The sequence below is a fragment of the Acidovorax sp. AC410 genome, assembly GCF_979253235.1.
This window is the reverse complement of the sequence record NZ_CEEDCG010000001.1, coordinates 51287-68776: the sequence shown is the minus strand read 5'-3', so window position 1 is coordinate 68776 and position 17490 is coordinate 51287. Positions and strand designations below refer to the sequence as shown.

The following is a 17490-nucleotide window of genomic DNA, read 5'->3' as shown; positions in this document are numbered from 1 at the left end:
AATATAGCCCACAATGCCTGCCAGCACCGACAACATGGGAGACATTGGATGCCCGGTTACTCCGACCCCGGCTTTGACACGCTTGCGCTGCACGCCGGAGCCACCCCCGACCCCGCCACCGGCGCACGCGCCGTACCGATCCACCTGACCACCTCGTTCGTCTTCGAATCGAGCGATCACGCCGCCTCGCTGTTCAACCTGGAGCGGCCCGGCCATGTCTACAGCCGCATCAGCAATCCCACCAATGCGGTGCTGGAGCAGCGCGTGTCGGCCCTGGAAGGCGGCGTGGGTGCCATCGCCACCGCCAGCGGCCAGGCCGCGCTGCACCTGGCCATCTGCACGCTGATGGGTGCGGGCAGCCACATCGTGGCCAGCACGGCGCTGTACGGCGGCTCGCAGAACCTGCTGCACTACACGCTGTCGCGCTTCGGCATCGCAACCACCTTCGTCAAGCCCGGCGACATCGACGGCTGGCGCGCCGCCGTGCGGCCCGATACCAAGCTGTTCTTCGGCGAGACCGTGGGCAACCCGGGCCTGGATGTGCTGGACATCCCGACCATCAGCGCCATTGCCCATGAAGCGGGTGTGCCGCTGCTGGTCGACTCCACCCTGACCTCGCCCTGGCTCATGAAGCCGCTGGAGCTCGGTGCCGACCTGGTTTACCACTCGGCCACCAAGTTCCTCTCGGGCCACGGCACGGTGGTGGGCGGCATCGTGGTCGACGGCGGCAGCTTCGACTGGGACGGCCCGCGCTCGGCGGGCAAGTTCGCCGAGCTGACTGAGCCGTACGAGGGTTTCCACAACATGGTGTTCAGCGAGGAAAGCTCGGTCGGCGCCTTTTTGCTGCGCGCACGGCGCGAAGGCCTGCGCGACTTTGGCGCCTGCATGAGCCCGCACACGGCCTGGCTGATCCTACAGGGCATCGAGACGCTGCCGCTGCGCATGGAGCGGCACATGCGCAACACGGCGCGCGTGGTCGAGTTCCTGGCCAGCCAGCCCTTTGTCTCGCGCGTCGGCCACCCCATGCTCGAATCGCACCCCAGCCACGGCCTGGCGCAGAAGCTGCTGCCGCGCGGCGCGGGCTCGGTGTTCAGCTTCGACCTCAAAGGCAACCGCGAGCAGGGCAAGAAGTTCATCGAGGCGCTCAAGGTCTTCAGCCACCTGGCCAACGTGGGCGACTGCCGCAGCCTGGTGATCCACCCGGCCAGCACCACGCACTTCCGCATGAGCGACGAGGCGCTGGTGAACGCCGGCATCACGCAGGGCACGATCCGCCTGTCCATCGGGCTGGAGGATGCCGATGACCTGATCGACGACCTCAAGCGCGCCCTCAAGGCTGCGGAGAAGGCGGCCTGAGCCGGGTGATGGCTGACAAGGCACCCGCCATGGACTGGCAGGCCTTCGAGCAGACGCTGCTGGACGACGCGCTGGCGCTGGTGCTGCCCGCGTTGCAGGCACACCCGCTGCGCGGCGATGTGTATGCCGTGGCGCTGGCAGGCATGTACCGCGAGCTCGATGGCCCCATCTACCTGCCTACCGTGTCCATGGGCAGCGAGGCGGCATTGGCCGAGGTGGAACCGGAAGATGACGGCGGCACGCTCCACAGCCTGCGCTGGAACCCCGCCGACTGGAACTGGCCCGAAATGTCCTCGGACAGCGCCGCCATGGCCTCTGCCCAGGCCGCATTGGCGGCCGAGGCCCAGGGCGGCGATGTGGCGCAATGGGAGGCCACGGACCGCCGCTGCGTCGATGCGCTGGTGAGCGTGTGCCACCGGTTGCGTGCCGCCCTGCAAGCGTCGCCCGTGGCCGACCGGCTCACACCCGGCTTTGCCGTGCTGCTGCACGAGGACAGCGACGAGGGCATTGCCATGGCCCTGCGATGCCTGGGTGAGGAGGCCTTTGCACGCCTGCTGCCCGGCCATGCGGCCGACCTGGCCGAGGCGGCGCGCGTGGCCGTCTTGCCTGATGCCGAGCGCCTGCGCTACCACCTGGCTTGCCTGGCGCGCCAGCCCGCGCCCGAGCTGGGCCTGACGCGCGAGCAGGCGCAGCGCCATGGCGAGGCGGCGCAGCGTGCGCTGCGCGCCTTTGGCACCACTGCCATCCCGGCACTGCTGCAATTGCTGGCGCGCACCGAGACACAGTGCGAGGCCGCGCGCCTGCTGGGCGAGATCGGTGCCGCCACGCCCGAGGTGGTGGCCGCCTTGCGGGCCCAGGTGCTCAAGACCGTGCCGCGCGGCAGCAGGCGCCATCTGGCCCAGGCGGGCCGCAATATCTGCGCTGGTGCGCTGGCCCACCTGGGCGACAGTGCCTGGCTGCTGCAGCAGGCCCAGGCGGGCACGCTTAGCGATGAGTGCGTGGCCCAGGGCCTGTCATCGCCCTACGGCGCGTTCCGCAACCGTGCGCTGGACCCGCTGCCGCTTGACTACCGCCCGGTCGAATCGCTGCCCGGCGTGCGGCCTGCGCTGCTGCCGCTGGTGGAGCAATGGCTGCGCCCCGGCAGGGGCACCTGCACCTTGCGCCCGCAGGAGGTGGACGAAGCCCTGCGCGGCTTGCAATCGCCGCTGACCGCGGTGCGCCAGCACGCGGCCATGGTGCTGGGCGAACGGGCCTTGGGCGCCGAGGCCGGTGCGCGCACCGTGCCTGCACTGGCCCGTGCCGTGTTGCACGACAGCGACGAGACCGTGCGCTACCTGGCGGTTCTGGCCCTGGACGACTGGCGTGGCGCGGCCGCTGCACAGCGACCGCTGGCCGAGGCCACGGCGCAAGGGGACAGCAGCACCAAGGTGCGCGACGCAGCACAACGCTGGCTCCAGGTGCTGGACGACCTGGCCGCCGGTGTGCCGCCGCGCTGAGGGCTGTCATCGCGCCCGACACGACAAGAACGACGAAGCAAAGACAGACAAAGAGGAACCATCCGCATGCAGATCCAAGTCAACGGCCACACCACCTACTGCTACACTGGCGGCAAGGCGTTCAACCCCGCACTGCCCACCGTGGTCATGGTCCACGGCGTGCTCAACGACCACAGCGTGTGGGCCCTGCAAAGCCGCTACCTCGCCAACCATGGCTGGAACGTGCTGGCCGTGGACCTGCCTGGCCACTGCCGCAGTGCGGGCGAGGCGCCGGCCAGCGTCGAGGCGGGGGCGGACTTCGTTGCCGCGCTGCTCGATGCCGCGGGCGTGCAGCGCGCCGCGCTGGTGGGCCACAGCTTCGGTTCGCTGATCGCGCTGGAGGCCGCGGCCCGCTTGGGTGAGCGCGTGAGCCACCTGGTGCTGGTGGGCACGGCCTACCCGATGAAGGTCTCGCCCGCGCTGATCGACGCGGCGCTCAACGAGCCCGAGAAGGCGCTGCGCATGGTCAACGTGTTCTCGCGCAGCACGCTGGCGCCGCCTTCGGGCGCGGGCTTCTGGGTCTACAACGCGGGCATGGCGCTGGGCCGCAAGGTGCTGCGCAGCAACACGGCGGTCAATGTGTTCCACCGCGGCTTCGTGGCCTGCGACAGCTATGCCAACGGCGAGCAGGCGATTGCCGCCGTGCAGTGCCCGGTGCTGTTCGCGCTGGGCGCGCAGGACCAGATGACCGCGCCCAAGGCCGCCCAGGGCCTGGTGGCGGCCGCGCGTGCCGCCGGCAAGCGGGTGCACACCACCAGCCTGCCCGTGGGCCACAACCAGATGAGCGAGGCGCCGGATGGCACGCTGATGGCCATTCGCGACTTTTTAGCGCTCCAGCCCAGCTGACGCTCGCGTCTCCACCGGCTCCCGTTTTTTCCATCTAAATCAGAGGCTCCCGTCCCATGACCCTGCGCACCGCCCTGTTCGAGCTGGCCCGCCAGCACACGCTGGACCGACCGGCCGCCACGCGCCTGCTCGGTCTCGCGGGGTTCGACCGCCCGCCTGCCGCCCTGCACACCACGCTGTGGCGCACCGTCGCGGTCATCGCCGCGGCGCTGGGTGGCCTGGGCCTGGTGATGTGGATCGCGGCCAACTGGGAGAGCCTGGGCCGCTTCATGCGCTTTGCGCTGCTGCAGGGCTTTGTGCTGGCCATGTGCGCAGGCGCTGCGTTCCGGGCCGGTGCGCGTGCGCCGCTGGCCATGCTGGCGCTGCTGGGCTCGGGTGCGCTGTTCGCCTACTTCGGGCAGACCTACCAGACCGGGGCCGACCCCTGGCAGCTGTTTGCCGTGTGGGCCGTGCTCACGCTTCCCCTGGCGCTGGCCGTGCGCAGCGATGTGGTGTGGGTGCCATGGACCCTGGTGGCCATGGTCGGCATCTCGCTGTGGGCGCAGGCGCACACGGGCCACAGCTGGCGCGTTTCGCCTGTGGACATGACAGTGCACCTGGTCTCCCTGGGCGCTGCGCTGGCCGTGGCGGCGGCCATGCTGCCACAGGCCCACCGCTTCACCGGCGCAGGCGTCTGGGCGTTGCGCACGGCGGGCACGCTGGCGCTGATGTTGGTCACGCTCACCGCGCTGGGCGGCCTGTTTCACTCGCCCGTGGCGGGCCACTACGGCCTGGGCCTGGTGCTGCTGGCGGCGGCTGCCGCGCTGGTAGGTACGCGCACGCATTTCGACATCTTCCTGCTCAGTGGTGCGGCGCTGGGGCTCAACATCCTGCTGGTGACCGGGTTGGCGCGCGCCATGTTCTCGGGCTCCCGCCTCGGTGATTTCGTGGGCTCGCTGCTGCTCATCGGCCTGGTGGCCGCAGGGCTGCTGGCGGCCACCGTGAATCTGGTGATGCGCCTGGCGCGGCGCGCCGCATCGCAGCAGGGACAGGGAGAAGCGGCATGAGCGGCGCTCCCATCGATCCGGTGGACACCTCGGCAAGCGCTGCGGCACCTGTGAACTCTGCCCCGCCGAGTGTTCTGGATTCCATCGTGCAAGCCGCCGTGGCGCAAGGCGTCCTGCCGCCCGGCGCTTCGGCGGCAGACGCACACCGTGCCGGCGGCACGGCGCGCCCCTGGCCCGTGGTGCTGCTCACGGCGCTGGGTGCCTGGCTGGCCGCGCTGCCGCTGCTGGCCATGTTCGGCCTGTTCTTCGGCGAGTGGATCGTGCGGGACGCGGGCGCCTACGTCATCGGCGCCGTGGTGCTGGCCGGCGCCACGGCCGCCCTGCGCAGCAAGGACCTGCCGATCTTCCTGGAGCAACTGGCGTTTCCTGCGCTGCTCACGGGCGCGGGTCTGCTGGGCTTTGCCTTCGGGCGCGACATGGGCCTGCAGCCGGCGGCCGCCTTCATGCTGGTGGTGGCGCTGGGCGTGGCCGCACTCGTGGCCTTGCCCTGGCTGCGCGTGCTGCTGGGTGCGGGAGCGGCGGCGCTGTTCGCTGTCCTCATCTGGCCCGGCTCCGATGGCCGCTGGGCCTTGTCGCCGCTGGTGCCCTGGAGCATGGTGCATGGCGTGCTCGCGGTATGGGTGGGGCTGCTGCTGTGGCAGCGCCATGCGCTGGGCCGCGGTAGTGCCGGCAACTGGCTGGCAGCGCTGCTGGAGCCCCTGGCCTGCGGCTGGCTGCTGGTGCTGCTGTGGGGCATCTGCGGCCTGTCGGGCCAGACCTTCCTGGTGGGCGGTGCGTTCGGTGCCGGCATCGGCGGTGAGCTGGTGCGCGAGGTCGGCCGGGAGGTCGGGCCGCGCGCCTTTGCGCTGCAATGGCTGGTGCAGGCGGCCAGCGTGCTGCTGGCGCTGGGTGCCGCCGCCATCGCGCAGCGCGCTTGGCCGGTGCTGCGCCAGCCCCGCGCTGGTGTGGTGGCGTTGGTGCTGGCGCTGCTGTGCTGGTTCTCGCCTTTGCTCGGCAGTGCGCTGCTGGCCCTGGCCATCGCCGGCACCACCCGCCGCTGGGGCCAGGCCACTGCGGCCGCCCTGGCCTGCACCTGGATCATGGGTGGTTTCTACTACCTGCTGGCCTGGCCCCTGGCCACCAAGGCCATGGTGCTCGTGGGCTGCGGCGCGCTGCTGGGTGTGCTGGCCTGGAGCGCGCTGCGCACACCACGTGCTGCCGCCGCCGCTGGTCCTGGCCATGCAGCCCACCGCTGGGCCTACCGCGCCAGCCCCTGGCTGCTGGCTCTGAGCGCGGTGGCCACCGTGGCCGTGGCCAACATCGGCATTGCCGACAAGGAGCACACGATTGCCAACGGCCAGAAGGTCTACGTGCCCTTGGCCCCGGTGGACCCGCGCTCGCTGATGCAGGGCGACTACATGCGCCTGCGCTTCACCCTGCCGCCCATGGTCGATATCGACCGGCGCGAAGCCGGCGTGGAAGGCCTGCTGGGCAGCCGGCCCTATGCCGTGGGCCGGCTCGATGCACGCGGCGTGGTGGCCTGGGAGCGCGTGGAAAAGTACGATGCGCCCATTGCCCCCGGCGAGTTCCGCATCCAGCTCACACCCAAGAACGGCGACTGGACGCTGGTGACGGACGGTTGGTACTTCGCCGAAGGCGATGCCAGCCGCTGGGAGCAGGCGCGCTTTGGCGAATTCCGTGTGCAACCAGACGGCAAGGCCTTGCTGGTGGGCATGGCGGACGAGCAGCTCGTGCCCATCGGCCGGTGATGCGGCCGCGCATACCGCTCACTCGACCGGGTGGGCCGTGCGCTGCCATGCGGGCCGGCGCAGCAGCGTGAACGCTCGCAGCAGCCACTCGGCTGGCCCGTAGGCGTGTAGCCCCATCCAGCGGCGGCTCTGCACGAGCAGGGCCGCGTACAACGCCAGGCAGCCCAGCAACACCGCCAGCGGCGACACCTGCCCCACCAGCGCCAGGCCGTAGGCGGTGAACACCACCGCCCCCACCAGGGATTGCAGCAGGTAGTTGGACAGCGCCATGCGGCCCGCAGGTTCCAGCCAGGCGCCCAGTCGGCGGCCTGCAGATCCGCTCTGCAGGGCCCAGAGCAGTGCCGCGACATAACTGAAGGTGAGGAAGGGCGCTGTCGCCAGGTCCAGCGCGAGCGTGGCGGCCGACACATGATCGGGTTGGCGGACGGTGCTGTTCTGCGCTGTGGCATAGACCCAGGCACCCAGGCCGCCCACTGGCAGGCAGCACAGCACCCAGCGGCGCAGGCGTGCCGGCTGCAGCGCAATGGTGGCCAGGTAGCCCGAGCGATGGGCTGCCAACCCCAGCAGGAACATGGCCAGCGCACAAGGCCCCTGCACGAACACCAGCACGAACCAGACGCCATCGGCCATGTCGCGCCCGCGCTGGGCGATGGCCTCGATCGCCCCGGAACGGTAGGCCTGTGCGGCCTGCTGTGCCTTGGCGTGGATCTCGGCCAGCGGCCAGTCCATCGGCGGCGCGAGCGACATCAGCCAGGCGAGCAGTCCCCAGCCCGCGGACACCAGCGCCAGCAGCGCCACGGCCATCACCACCGCAGTACCCGGCCGCAGCTTGCGTAGCGCCAGCAGCAACAAACCCAGCAGCGCATAGGTCACCAGGATGTCGCCCGAGAACAGCAGCCAGGCATGGGCCACCCCCAGCAGCAAAAGCCCCGCCAGGCGCCGCAGGAAGCGCGGCACGAAGGCGCTGCCGGAGCGCTGGGCGGCATCCATCTGCAAGGCAAAGCTGTAGCCGAACAGCAGCGAGAACAAGAGGTAGAACTTGGTCTCGAAGACCAGGCTGATGAACCAGCGCACGGCATGGTCCACGGGCCGCGAGAACGCGGGGTCGGCCACGCCGAGGCCAAAGTAGGTCGAGGCAAAGCTGCCCGCATTGACGACCAGGATGCCCAGCAGCGCGAAACCGCGCAGGGCGTCGATGGCGTGCTCGCGGCTGGTGTTGCCCGCGGGCGCCAAGGTCGCAGGGCCGGGGAGAGTGGGGGTGCCGACCGGTGTCATGCCAGGGGCCCGATCACGGTCGCCAGCGCGCCCAGCACCAGCGTGCGGTAGGCCGTGCTGTCGAACGGCACCTCCACCATGGCTCGCCCAAAGGCGCCGTCGAGCAGCAGCAGCACCCAGTCCGCCGCCTGGGCTGCGGGCATGGACAGGCGCACTTGCCCACGCTCCACGGCTGCCTCCAGCAGTTGCACCAGCGCGGCCTTGCGCACCGCCTCACCGTGCGCCACACAGGCCATGACAACCGGGTTGCGCACGCCCTCGGCCAGCACCTCCAAGCCGATGCGGGTGTAGACGGGGTCCGCCAGCAGGGCCAGGCTGTCTTCCACGGTGTTCAGCAGCGCCTGGTACAGGTCCTGCGCCTGCCCGGCCTGGGCAAAGCGCTCGGCGGTCTCGCGCTGGTCCTCCTCCACGATGGCGGCAATGATGGCCTCCTTGGTGGGGAAGTAGTGGAACAGGTTGCCGGGGCTCATGCCGGCCTGCGCACAGATCTCGGCCGTGCGTGTGCCGTGAAAGCCTTTGCGCATGAAACATTCCACGGCCGCGGCCAGGATGTGCTGACGCCGGGCCTGGTACTGTGCGGGATTGACGGGGCGCATGGATGGTGGCAAAGGTTATTAATAGACCAACTAGTCGATCTATTAAACATTGTCACCTGCCCTCTGTCAAACCCGGCACGCCTGTGCGGCGCACTTGGGCGTATAAAGCGCAGACAACAAAACCCTACGGAGACAAGCCATGGACCTCAGCGCCACCCCTGCCGACAAGGCCGCCACCCCCACCGACCCGCGTGCTTTCAAGAGCTTCGCGGAGTTCTACCCGTTCTACCTGACCGAGCACAGCAACCGCACCTGCCGGCGCCTGCATTTCGTGGGCTCCACCCTGTCGCTCCTGTGCGTGGCCTGGGCAGTGGCCACACGGCAGCCGTACTTCCTGCTGGTTGGCCTGCTGTGTGGTTATGGCTTTGCGTGGGTGGGGCATTTCGGCTTCGAGAAGAACAAGCCGGCCAGCTTCAAGCGCCCCCTGTACAGCTTCATGGGGGATTGGGCGATGTACCGGGACATCTGGCTGGGCCGCGTGCCGTTCTGAGGCGCCGAGGGGCCTGGCAGCCCCCAGAGTCTTCGGTCGAATCGATCCGGCGGCCGCCTTCTATCGTCAGTCCGCAGTTTCGCCGGAGTCTTTGATGATTCTGGCCCAGCGGATCATTTCGCCCTCCACGTATTTCTTGTGCTCCGCGGGGTCCAGGCGCGCGTCGGTCACGATGCGCACACCGAGTGCCTCCTCGCGCTGGATGAGTTCGGGGTCCTTGAGCGCTGCGCGGATGGCTGCGTTCAGCCTGGCCAGCACGGCCGGTGGCGTGCCCTTGGGGGCATACACGCCATGCCACACCGACATCTCGAAGCCGGTCAGGCCTGCTTCGGCCAGCGTGGGCACCTGGGCAAGCGCGGGCAACGCCATGCGCTGCTTGCTGGTGACGCCAAAGACCTTGACCTTCTTCGCTTCGATCTGGGGCACGGCGTTGGTGGCCTGCTCGCACATCAGGTCCACCTGTCCGCCCATCAGGTCGGTCATGGCGGGTGCCGTGCCCTTGTAGGGCACGAAGGCCATCTTCGATTGCAGGCCGGCCTGCAGCACCAGCCCGCACAGGTGGGATGCCGAGCCCACGCCGGCATTCGCGAGGTTGACCTTTCCGTCATTGGCGCTGATCCATTTGCGAAGGTCCGCAAAGTTGCTGGCCGCCAGGCCTGGCTTGCCGATCAGGGTCGAAGGCGCTTCGTTGATGAGTCCAAGGTATTCGAAGTCTTCCAGCGTTTTGTACGGCAGCTTCTTGTAGAGCGCTGGTGCGGTGGAGATGCCGATGTGGTGCACCAGCAGGGTGTAGCCGTCCGGTGAGGCACGTGCGACGCGCGCCGCACCGATGGTGCCTCCCGCACCTGCCGTGTTGTCGACGATCACGGTCTGGGCCAAAGGCTTGCGCAGGGCCTCTGCCAGATCACGGGCAATTTTGTCGCTGGGGCCGCCAGCAGAAAAGGGGACGACCAAGGTAATTGGCTTGTCCGGAAATTCCGCCCGTGCGGTTGTGCTGATGCTGATCGCAACCAGTCCGATGGCTGCGGCTGCAGCCCCTTGCTTCAAAATGCCCATGGCTTGTCTCCTTCAGGTTCTGTTTTTGAGGGGGTGATCAGGCCGACAGTGCCTGCATCTGCGCGTACAGGTCGGCCTTGCCTTCGAAGCCGATGCCTGGCAGGTCGGGCAGGGTGACGTGGCCGTCGATCACCTGCACGCCATCGGGGAAGCCGCCGAAGGGCTGGAACAGGTCCGGGTAGGACTCGTTGCCGCCCAGGCCCAGGCCGGCCGCGATGTTCAGCGACATCTGGTGCCCGCCGTGCGGGATGCAGCGGCTCGCGGACCAGCCGTGTTCCTTGAGCATGTCCAGCGTGCGCAGGTACTCCACCAGGCCGTAGCTCAGTGCGCAGTCGAATTGCAGCCAGTCGCGGTCAGGGCGCATGCCGCCATAGCGGATCAGGTTGCGCGCGTCCTGCATGGAGAACAGGTCTTCGCCCGTGGCCATGGGGTTCTTGTAGTAGTTGCGCAAGGCTGCCTGCAGCTCGAAATCGAGTGGGTCACCGGGCTCCTCGTACCAGAACAGGTCGTATTGCGAGAGCGCCTTGGCGTACTGGATGGCGGTGTCCAGGTCGAAGCGGCCATTGGCATCCACGCACAGCTTCTGGCCGTCCTGCAGCACTTCCATGATGGAGTCGATGCGGCGCAGGTCTTCGTCGAGCGAGGCACCGCCGATCTTCTTCTTGACCACGGTGTAGCCGCGGTCGATGTAGCTCTTCATTTCGTCTTTCAGTTTGCCGTGGTCCTGGCCGGGGTAGTAGTAGCCGCCGGCGGCATAGACGAAGATCTTGCGATTGGGTGTGCCGTTTCCGTAGCGGTCGGCCAGCAACTGGAACAGCGGCTTGCCTTCGATCTTGGCCACGGCGTCCCACACGGCCATGTCGATGGTGCCGATGGCCACCGAGCGCTCGCCATGGCCGCCCGGCTTCTCGTTGGTGAACATGGCGTTCCAGATCCTGTGCGGATCGAGGTTCTTGCCGCTGTCGTCGATCAGTGATTCGGGGTTGGCTTCGAGCACGCGGGGGATGAAGCGCTCGCGCATGAGCTTGCCCTGGCCATAGCGGCCGTTGGAGTTGAAGCCGTAGCCCACCACTGGCTTGCCATCGCGGATCACATCCGTGACCACTGCCACCAGGCTCAGCGTCATCTTGCTGAAGTCGATGTAGGCATTGCGGATGGGCGAACTGATGGGGATGGTCTTCTCTCTGATCTCAACGATTTTCATGCGGTGCTCCGGGTGTCGAAACGGGGTGTCACAACGGGTGACGGGATGGGTATGATCCGCAACCGCGCGGTGTTTGACCAATGCCGTTTTTCTTCTCTTCAGTGCTTTCAGAGCACAGCGGGCTTGTTATGAACATCTCCTGGCTGGAGGATTTCCTGGTCCTGGCCGCCGTCGGAAATTTTTCCCGCGCCGCAGAAGACCGCCACATGACGCAGCCGGCCTTCGGCCGCCGCGTGCGGGCGCTGGAGGAGTGGCTCGGGGTGGAGCTGTTCGACCGCAGCACCCAGCCGGTCAGGCTGACGGAAGCGGGCCAGTGGTTTCAGGGCGTTGCGCCCGAATTGCTCGCCGAGGTGGCGCGCCTGCCCGGCGCGGCGCGTGCGGTGGCCGAGGCGAATTCGAAGAGCCTGCGCTTTGCGGCGACCCACGCCTTGTCGCTGACCTTCATGCCGGGGTGGCTGCGCAGCTACGGAGCGCACACCATGGCCGGGACCTTGCAGCTGGAGTCCGACATGCTGCACCGCTGCGAGGCGCTGCTGGCCCAGAGCAAGGTGCAGTTCGTGCTGTGCCATGCCCATGCGCAGGCCCCCAGCCTGTTGCACGCGCAGGCCTATCCATCGGTCTGCGTCGGTACCGATGTCTTGCGGCCCGTGTGTGCCGTAGGGCCGGACGGTGCCGCCCTCTATGGCCTGGAGCGCTCCGGTGCGGCTGCGCCCTTGCTGGCCTACAGCGCGGAATCGGGGCTTGGCAATATCCTGCACAAGACCATCGACGGTGCGCTCGGGAAGCTCTCGACGCAGACGGTTTTCACGGCCCACCTGGCTTCCGTGCTGCGCACGATGGCGCTGGAAGGCCGGGGCATTGCCTGGCTGCCCCAGAGTCTGGTGGGCGACGATCTGTCAGCGGGGCGGCTGGCCTGCGCTGCGGCCACGCCGCAGTGGAGCATCGAGCTGGAGATCCGGGTCTACCGCTCCCACTTGCAGATGGGGCGCGCCGCCGAGGCGCTGTGGGATGCGGTGGTGCGCGAGGCTGCTGGCCCCTCACCTGCCACGTTTTGATCAGCGCAGCCGGAACACCGCCACAGCCTCCACCAACTGGTGGGCCTGGCCGCTCAGGCTGCCGGCGGCAGCCGCGCTTTGCTCCACCAGCGCGGCGTTCTGCTGCGTGGCGTCGTCCATGCGCACGATGGCCTGGGTCACGCGCAGCATGTCGTTGGTCTGTTCGGCGCTGGCCTGGCTGATCTCTTCCATCAGCGTGCTCACGCCGCGGATGGACTCGACCACCTCGCCCATGGTGCTGCCGGCATTGCGCGCCAGGCTGGAGCCCGCTTCCACGCGCTCCACGCTGGTCTGGATCAGTGCCTTGATCTCGCGCGCCGCGCTGGCGCTGCGCGTGGCCAGGCTGCGCACCTCGCTGGCCACCACGGCAAAGCCGCGGCCCTGCTCGCCGGCACGGGCGGCTTCCACGGCGGCATTGAGCGCGAGGATGTTGGTCTGGAAGGCGATGCCATCGATCACGCCGATGATGTCGGCGATCTTGCGTGAGCTTTCCTGGATGCCCTGCACCACCTCCACCATCTGCCCCACGACCTGACCGCCGCGCTCGGCGACCGAGGCACCGCTGCGGGCGAGTTCGTTGGCCCGCTGGGCGCTTGCCGCGTTGTTCTGCACGGTCTGCTGCAGCTGCTGCATGGACGATGAGGTTTCGTCCAGTGACGAGGCCTGGTCTTCGGTGCGCATGCTCAGGTCGGTATTGCCCTGCGCGATCTCGGCGCTGGCGCTGGCCACGCCTTCGGCATTGGTGCGCACGCCCGAGACCACGCGCTCCAGGTTCTCCTGCATCGCAGCCAGGGCCTGCAGCAGGCGCGCGGGCTCGTCATTGCCTTCGATGGCGATGGTGGTCGTCAGGTCGCCTGCGGCCACCTTGTTGGCCAGGGACACGGCCACGCGCAGCGGGCCCACCACCGAGCGCGTGAGCACCCAGCCGGCAAACACCCCCAGGGCGCTCACCAGCGCCAGTGCCACCAGGCTGCTGACCAGGGCACGGCGCGCATCCTGCGCGGCCTGCTGGGCAATGGCAGCGCTGCTGTCGGCCACCTGGCGGCTGAGTTCGCCCAGCAGCTTGGCCGGGCCCTGGTCAATGTCGGCCACATCGGCGTCACCGGCCGATGCCACGAAGCCCAGTGACTGGAAGGCCTCGAAACCCTTGCGGTAGCCCTGGGCCATCTGGGTGTGCGCGTCGGCGAATTTCTGCAGCGCGGCGCGCTCGGCGCTGTCCACCAGCTGCGGCGCCAGCGCCTTGGCGGCATCGGCCACGCGCTTTTCGCTGGCCTGGAAGGCGTTCCAGTGCAGTTCACGCTTGCGCGAGTCCTCGCCGCGCAGCAGCGTGTTCTTCCACTCCATCACCTGGGTCTTGAACTCGCTCTCCATGCGCGAAACCGCGCGCTCCTGCGCCACACGCTGCAGCACGGTGGCGTCGTAGGTACCCAGCGTGCTGTACAGCGCGGCAATACCGAACAGCGCGGCACCGATCATCAGCGCCAGCACCAGGCCCAATGCACCGGCCATGCGCGTGCCGATGGAGTAGTGGGACATTTTCATCAGGAGGTCCTAGGTGTCGGCAGCAGGAAGGCGGTGCGATGCAAGCGCCTTGCGAAGGGAGGTGTCAGGCTTTGAGCTTGAGCAGGTAGACCATCACGCGGGCGGTGGTCAGGTCCAGTTCCATGAATTCGGTGAGGTCCTTGCCCGTGAGCCAGGAGGCATCCCACTTGTTGGCTTTCAGGGTGCGCACCCAGGATTCATGCACGGTGGCGGCTTCCACGGCGCTCACCATCTCGGCCAGGCGTGCGGCAGAGACGCCCTTGCCCGTGAAGACGCCACGCCAGTTGGCCATGACGGCATCGATCCCCTGCTCGCGGAACGCGGGCAGGCCGAACACGCTGCGCCGGGCCGACACGCCGATGGCGCGCAGCTTGCCGGCCGCAATCGCTTCGCTGAACTCGCTGTAGCCCGACAGGCCCAGGGCGGCCTTGCCGGTGACCAGCGCATCCACCACCTCGTTGCCGCCCGCAAAGGGGCGGTAGACCAGTGCCTCGGGGCTGGCCTTGGCGGCACGGGCCAGCACGCCCGCATAGATATGGTCCACACCGCCCGCGGAACCGCCGGCCACCGGCAAGGCGGGCAGGTCGGCCTTCATGGCGGCCACCAGGTCCTTGGCCGTGCGGATGGGGGAGGATGCGGGCACGGCCGCCACCAGGTAGTCGCTGGTCAGGCGCGCGATGGGTTGGATCTGCGTGAGGTCCACGGCCGGCTTTTGCAGTGCCACGGCGCCCACCATCACCATGCCACCCATGAGCAGCGTATTGGGGTCGTTGGCGTACTTCTCGGCGTAGCGGGCCAGGCCGATGGTGCCGCCCTTGCCGCCCACGTTCTCGTACTCCACCTGGTCCACGGCACCGGCGCCCACCAGGGCAGCGCCCAGCGCGCGGCCGGTCTGGTCCCAGCCGCCGCCGGCATTGGCGGGGATCACGATGCGCAGCGTGCCCGCCAGCTTGGCGACCTTGGCCGGAGGGCGGGCCTGGGCCAGCACCGTGCCGCCAAACGGGGTGGCCAGCGCGGCGAGCGCAGCCGCGCGGGTCAGCACCTGCCGGCGCCGCGTGTTCATGGGTGTGTGGGCGGTCATGGGTTCCCTCGGTAAGCGAATGTATCCAGTCGCCCATGGTGGGCCCTGAAACTGTCATTCGGCTGTCCAGAGTATCAGGGTATACGCTTGAACGCGTGACACCTGTGGCCGCCACACCACCATGAAAAACGCCCTGCGCCGCGGGTGCGGGGCAGGGCGTCGGGGGGCGAGAAAGCCCCTGCAAGGGGCCTTCGCCGAGGGCGCTTACAGCGAATCGATGAAGCTGCGCAGCTTGTCCGAACGGCTGGGGTGCTTCAACTTGCGCAGCGCCTTGGCTTCGATCTGGCGGATGCGTTCGCGCGTCACGTCGAACTGCTTGCCCACTTCTTCCAGCGTGTGGTCGGTGGACATCTCGATGCCGAAGCGCATGCGCAGCACCTTGGCTTCGCGCGGCGTGAGGCCGTCCAGGATGTCCTTGACCACGTCGCGCAGGCCGGCCTGCATGGCGGCATCGATGGGGGCGGTGTTGGCGCCGTCCTCGATGAAGTCGCCCAGGTGGCTGTCGTCGTCGTCGCCGATGGGGGTTTCCATCGAGATCGGCTCCTTGGCGATCTTCATGATCTTGCGGATCTTCTCTTCCGGGATCTCCATCTTCGCGGCCAGGATGGACGCATCGGGCTCGAAGCCGAACTCCTGCAAGTGCTGGCGGCTGATGCGGTTCATCTTGTTGATGGTCTCGATCATGTGCACCGGGATACGGATGGTGCGCGCCTGGTCGGCGATCGAGCGCGTGATGGCCTGGCGGATCCACCACGTGGCGTAGGTCGAGAACTTGTAGCCGCGGCGGTATTCGAACTTGTCCACGGCCTTCATCAGGCCGATGTTGCCTTCCTGGATCAGATCGAGGAACTGCAGGCCGCGGTTCGTGTACTTCTTGGCGATGGAGATCACGAGGCGCAGGTTGGCCTCGATCATTTCCTTCTTGGCATCGCGCGAGGTGGCTTCGCCCTCGTTCATGCGCTTGTTGATGTCCTTGAGCTCGGTCAGCGGCACGACCACGCGCGACTGCAGGTCCATCAGCTTTTGCTGCAGTTCCTGCACGGGCGGGATGTTGCGCGCCATCACCGTGCTCCAGGGCTTGCCGGCGGCGGCCTGCTTTTCCACCCACTTGAGGTTCAGCAGGTTGGCCGGGAAGTCCTTGATGAAGGTTTCCTGCGGCATGCCGCACTTGTCCACGATGATGCGGCGCAGCTCGCGCTCCTTCTTGCGCACGTCGTCCACCTGGCCGCGCACCATGTCGCACAGCTTCTCGATGGTCTTGGCGGTGAAGCGGATGGTCATCAGCTCTTCCGACAGGGCGTGCTGCGCCTTCACGTAGGCGGGCGTGCCGTAGCCTTCCTTGTCGTAGATCTTGTGGACCTTCTCGAACAGGTCCCGGAGCTTGTCGAAGCGCTCCAGCGCCTGCTTCTTGAGTTCTTCGAGCTTCTTGGTCAGCGCCTTGGAGCCGCCCTTGCCATCGTCGTCGTCGGCTTCGTCGAATTCGTCGAAGTCTTCTTCGGCCACGTAGTCGTCGGCCTCGTTGGGGTTGGAGAAACCGTCCACGATGGTGGAGATGACGACCTTGCCTTCGCGGATCTCCTCACCCATGTTGAGGATCTCGGCGATGGTGGCGGGCGATGCGCTGATCGCCTCCATCATGGCCATCAGGCCGCCTTCGATGCGCTTGGCGATCTCGATTTCGCCTTCGCGCGTGAGCAGCTCCACCGTGCCCATTTCGCGCATGTACATGCGCACGGGGTCGGTGGTGCGGCCGAACTCGCTGTCCACGGTGGACAGGGCGGCTTCGGCGGCTTCTTCGGCTTCTTCTTCACTGGCGCCAGCGGGGGCGTTGTCGGTGATGATCAGCGCCTCGGCGTCGGGCGTCTGCTCGTACACGGCCACGCCCAGGTCGTTCAGCGTGGTGATGACGGCTTCGAGCGTTTCGGCATCGACCAGCTTGTCGGGCAAGTGGTCGGAGATTTCGACGTGCGTGAGGTAGCCGCGCGTCTTGCCCAGCTTGATCAGGGTTTTCAGGCGCGAGCGGCGCTTGGCCAGGTCTTCTTCGGTCAGGACGGTCTCGTCCAGGCCGAATTCCTTCATCAAGGCCCGTTCCTTGGCCTTGCTGATCTTCATGCGCAGCGGCTTGACCTTCTCGGCCGTGGGCGTGGCTTCGGCCTCGACCTCGACTTCACCTTCCAGGTCGGATTCGATGTCCGACAGGTCGGCATCGTCGCTGCTTTCCGCGGCACCACCGGCAGCGGCCTTGGGTTTGCGGCCACGCTTGGCGGGCACCTTGGCCTCGTCCGTGGCTGCGCCAGCGACCTTGGCGGGGCGGCCAGGGCGCTTCTTGGGGGCCTCTTCACCGTCTGCGTCGACGGCAGCCTTGGCGCGGGCTTTCTTGAGTTCTTCGGGGGCTTCCGTCTTCTCGGCAGACTTGTTCAAGGGCACAGTTTTCACTTTCTTGGCGACCGGGGCGGGCGCGGCAACTGTTTTGGAAGCAGTTGCCTTGGCCGGCACCTTGGCCGCGGTTTTTGAGACGGCCTTCGCGGCGGTCACTGGGGCTGACTTGGATGGCTTCGCGGACTTTTGAGCGGGCATGAACAACCTCAGAATCAAAAACGGACACAAAGAAAACGCAAGCGCCACAGATCCCGGCGCGGGTGGCACTGCAAAAGCCGTGC

Annotated in this window: 14 protein-coding genes; 7 read left to right on the top strand and 7 right to left on the bottom strand. The window is 67.9% G+C overall.

The window, feature by feature from the left end; all coding sequences use genetic code 11:
• Positions 1-48: 48 nt before the first annotated feature.
• The 5 genes from AC0IZS_RS00285 (at position 49) to AC0IZS_RS00265 (ending at position 6531) form a co-directional block, all read left to right on the top strand.
• Positions 49-1356, top strand: coding sequence for an O-acetylhomoserine aminocarboxypropyltransferase (locus AC0IZS_RS00285; RefSeq protein ID WP_471633819.1), 1308 nt, complete (start codon positions 49-51; stop codon positions 1354-1356).
• An 8-nt stretch (positions 1357-1364) separates the two neighbouring features.
• Complete coding sequence (locus AC0IZS_RS00280; RefSeq protein ID WP_471633818.1) at positions 1365-2852, top strand: DUF4303 domain-containing protein; 1488 nt, start codon at positions 1365-1367, stop codon at positions 2850-2852.
• A 66-nt stretch (positions 2853-2918) separates the two neighbouring features.
• A complete protein-coding gene (locus AC0IZS_RS00275) occupies positions 2919-3737 on the top strand; it encodes an alpha/beta fold hydrolase (protein ID WP_471633817.1) in 819 nt (272 codons plus the stop codon).
• 56 nt (positions 3738-3793) lie between these two features.
• On the top strand, positions 3794-4783 hold the full coding sequence (locus AC0IZS_RS00270) for a DUF2157 domain-containing protein (RefSeq protein WP_471633816.1): 990 nt from the start codon (positions 3794-3796) through the stop codon (positions 4781-4783).
• A complete protein-coding gene (locus AC0IZS_RS00265) occupies positions 4780-6531 on the top strand; it encodes a GDYXXLXY domain-containing protein (protein WP_471633815.1) in 1752 nt (583 codons plus the stop codon). The genes AC0IZS_RS00270 and AC0IZS_RS00265 overlap by 4 nt, the downstream gene beginning before the upstream one ends.
• 18 nt (positions 6532-6549) lie before the next feature.
• Here AC0IZS_RS00265 and AC0IZS_RS00260 read toward each other — a convergent pair whose 3' ends face one another.
• Positions 6550-7806 carry a DUF418 domain-containing protein gene (locus tag AC0IZS_RS00260; protein ID WP_471633814.1) on the bottom strand — a complete coding sequence of 419 codons (1257 nt, stop codon included), beginning with the start codon at positions 7804-7806 and terminating at the stop codon, positions 6550-6552.
• A complete protein-coding gene (locus AC0IZS_RS00255; protein ID WP_471633813.1) occupies positions 7803-8402 on the bottom strand; it encodes a TetR/AcrR family transcriptional regulator in 600 nt (199 codons plus the stop codon). Before AC0IZS_RS00255 ends, AC0IZS_RS00260 begins: the two co-directional genes overlap by 4 nt.
• Before the next feature lie 139 nt (positions 8403-8541).
• On the opposite strand from AC0IZS_RS00255, the gene AC0IZS_RS00250 reads away from it, so the two are divergent.
• Complete coding sequence (locus tag AC0IZS_RS00250; RefSeq protein WP_471633812.1) at positions 8542-8892, top strand: Mpo1-like protein; 351 nt, start codon at positions 8542-8544, stop codon at positions 8890-8892.
• 66 nt (positions 8893-8958) lie between these two features.
• On the opposite strand, the gene AC0IZS_RS00245 is transcribed toward AC0IZS_RS00250, so the two are convergent.
• Entirely contained in the window at positions 8959-9948 is a 990-nt protein-coding gene (locus AC0IZS_RS00245; protein WP_471633811.1) for a tripartite tricarboxylate transporter substrate-binding protein, read from the bottom strand.
• A 37-nt stretch (positions 9949-9985) separates the two neighbouring features.
• Positions 9986-11152, bottom strand: coding sequence for a mandelate racemase/muconate lactonizing enzyme family protein (locus AC0IZS_RS00240; protein ID WP_471633810.1), 1167 nt, complete (start codon positions 11150-11152; stop codon positions 9986-9988).
• 128 nt (positions 11153-11280) lie between these two features.
• Here AC0IZS_RS00240 and AC0IZS_RS00235 point away from each other — a divergent pair, with 128 nt between their 5' ends.
• On the top strand, positions 11281-12207 hold the full coding sequence (locus tag AC0IZS_RS00235) for a LysR family transcriptional regulator (protein WP_471633809.1): 927 nt from the start codon (positions 11281-11283) through the stop codon (positions 12205-12207).
• On the opposite strand, the gene AC0IZS_RS00230 is transcribed toward AC0IZS_RS00235, so the two are convergent.
• The 3 genes from AC0IZS_RS00230 to rpoD all read right to left on the bottom strand — a co-directional run bounded on the left by AC0IZS_RS00230 (position 12208) and on the right by rpoD (position 17407).
• Positions 12208-13749 (bottom strand): methyl-accepting chemotaxis protein, encoded by a 1542-nt coding sequence (locus AC0IZS_RS00230; RefSeq protein ID WP_471633808.1) that lies wholly within the window; start codon positions 13747-13749, stop codon positions 12208-12210.
• 64 nt (positions 13750-13813) lie between these two features.
• Positions 13814-14830, bottom strand: coding sequence for a Bug family tripartite tricarboxylate transporter substrate binding protein (locus tag AC0IZS_RS00225; protein ID WP_471633807.1), 1017 nt, complete (start codon positions 14828-14830; stop codon positions 13814-13816).
• Between the two features lie 204 nt (positions 14831-15034).
• Positions 15035-17407: an RNA polymerase sigma factor RpoD gene (gene rpoD, locus AC0IZS_RS00220; protein ID WP_471633806.1), complete on the bottom strand. Its 2373-nt coding sequence runs from the start codon at positions 17405-17407 to the stop codon at positions 15035-15037.
• Positions 17408-17490 lie beyond the last annotated feature (83 nt).

Excerpts from the sequence above, each read along its gene's own strand:
- AC0IZS_RS00285 (WP_471633819.1), top strand. The coding sequence starts at position 49 with ATGCCCGGTTACTCCGACCCCGGCTTTGACACGCTTGCGCTGCACGCC.
- AC0IZS_RS00280 (WP_471633818.1), top strand. The coding sequence starts at position 1,365 with ATGGCTGACAAGGCACCCGCCATGGACTGGCAGGCCTTCGAGCAGACG.
- AC0IZS_RS00275 (WP_471633817.1), top strand. The coding sequence starts at position 2,919 with ATGCAGATCCAAGTCAACGGCCACACCACCTACTGCTACACTGGCGGC.
- AC0IZS_RS00270 (WP_471633816.1), top strand. The coding sequence starts at position 3,794 with ATGACCCTGCGCACCGCCCTGTTCGAGCTGGCCCGCCAGCACACGCTG.
- AC0IZS_RS00265 (WP_471633815.1), top strand. The coding sequence starts at position 4,780 with ATGAGCGGCGCTCCCATCGATCCGGTGGACACCTCGGCAAGCGCTGCG.
- AC0IZS_RS00260 (WP_471633814.1), bottom strand. The coding sequence starts at position 7,806 with ATGACACCGGTCGGCACCCCCACTCTCCCCGGCCCTGCGACCTTGGCG.
- AC0IZS_RS00255 (WP_471633813.1), bottom strand. The coding sequence starts at position 8,402 with ATGCGCCCCGTCAATCCCGCACAGTACCAGGCCCGGCGTCAGCACATC.
- AC0IZS_RS00250 (WP_471633812.1), top strand. The coding sequence starts at position 8,542 with ATGGACCTCAGCGCCACCCCTGCCGACAAGGCCGCCACCCCCACCGAC.
- AC0IZS_RS00245 (WP_471633811.1), bottom strand. The coding sequence starts at position 9,948 with ATGGGCATTTTGAAGCAAGGGGCTGCAGCCGCAGCCATCGGACTGGTT.
- AC0IZS_RS00240 (WP_471633810.1), bottom strand. The coding sequence starts at position 11,152 with ATGAAAATCGTTGAGATCAGAGAGAAGACCATCCCCATCAGTTCGCCC.
- AC0IZS_RS00235 (WP_471633809.1), top strand. The coding sequence starts at position 11,281 with ATGAACATCTCCTGGCTGGAGGATTTCCTGGTCCTGGCCGCCGTCGGA.
- AC0IZS_RS00230 (WP_471633808.1), bottom strand. The coding sequence starts at position 13,749 with ATGAAAATGTCCCACTACTCCATCGGCACGCGCATGGCCGGTGCATTG.
- AC0IZS_RS00225 (WP_471633807.1), bottom strand. The coding sequence starts at position 14,830 with ATGACCGCCCACACACCCATGAACACGCGGCGCCGGCAGGTGCTGACC.
- rpoD (WP_471633806.1), bottom strand. The coding sequence starts at position 17,407 with ATGCCCGCTCAAAAGTCCGCGAAGCCATCCAAGTCAGCCCCAGTGACC.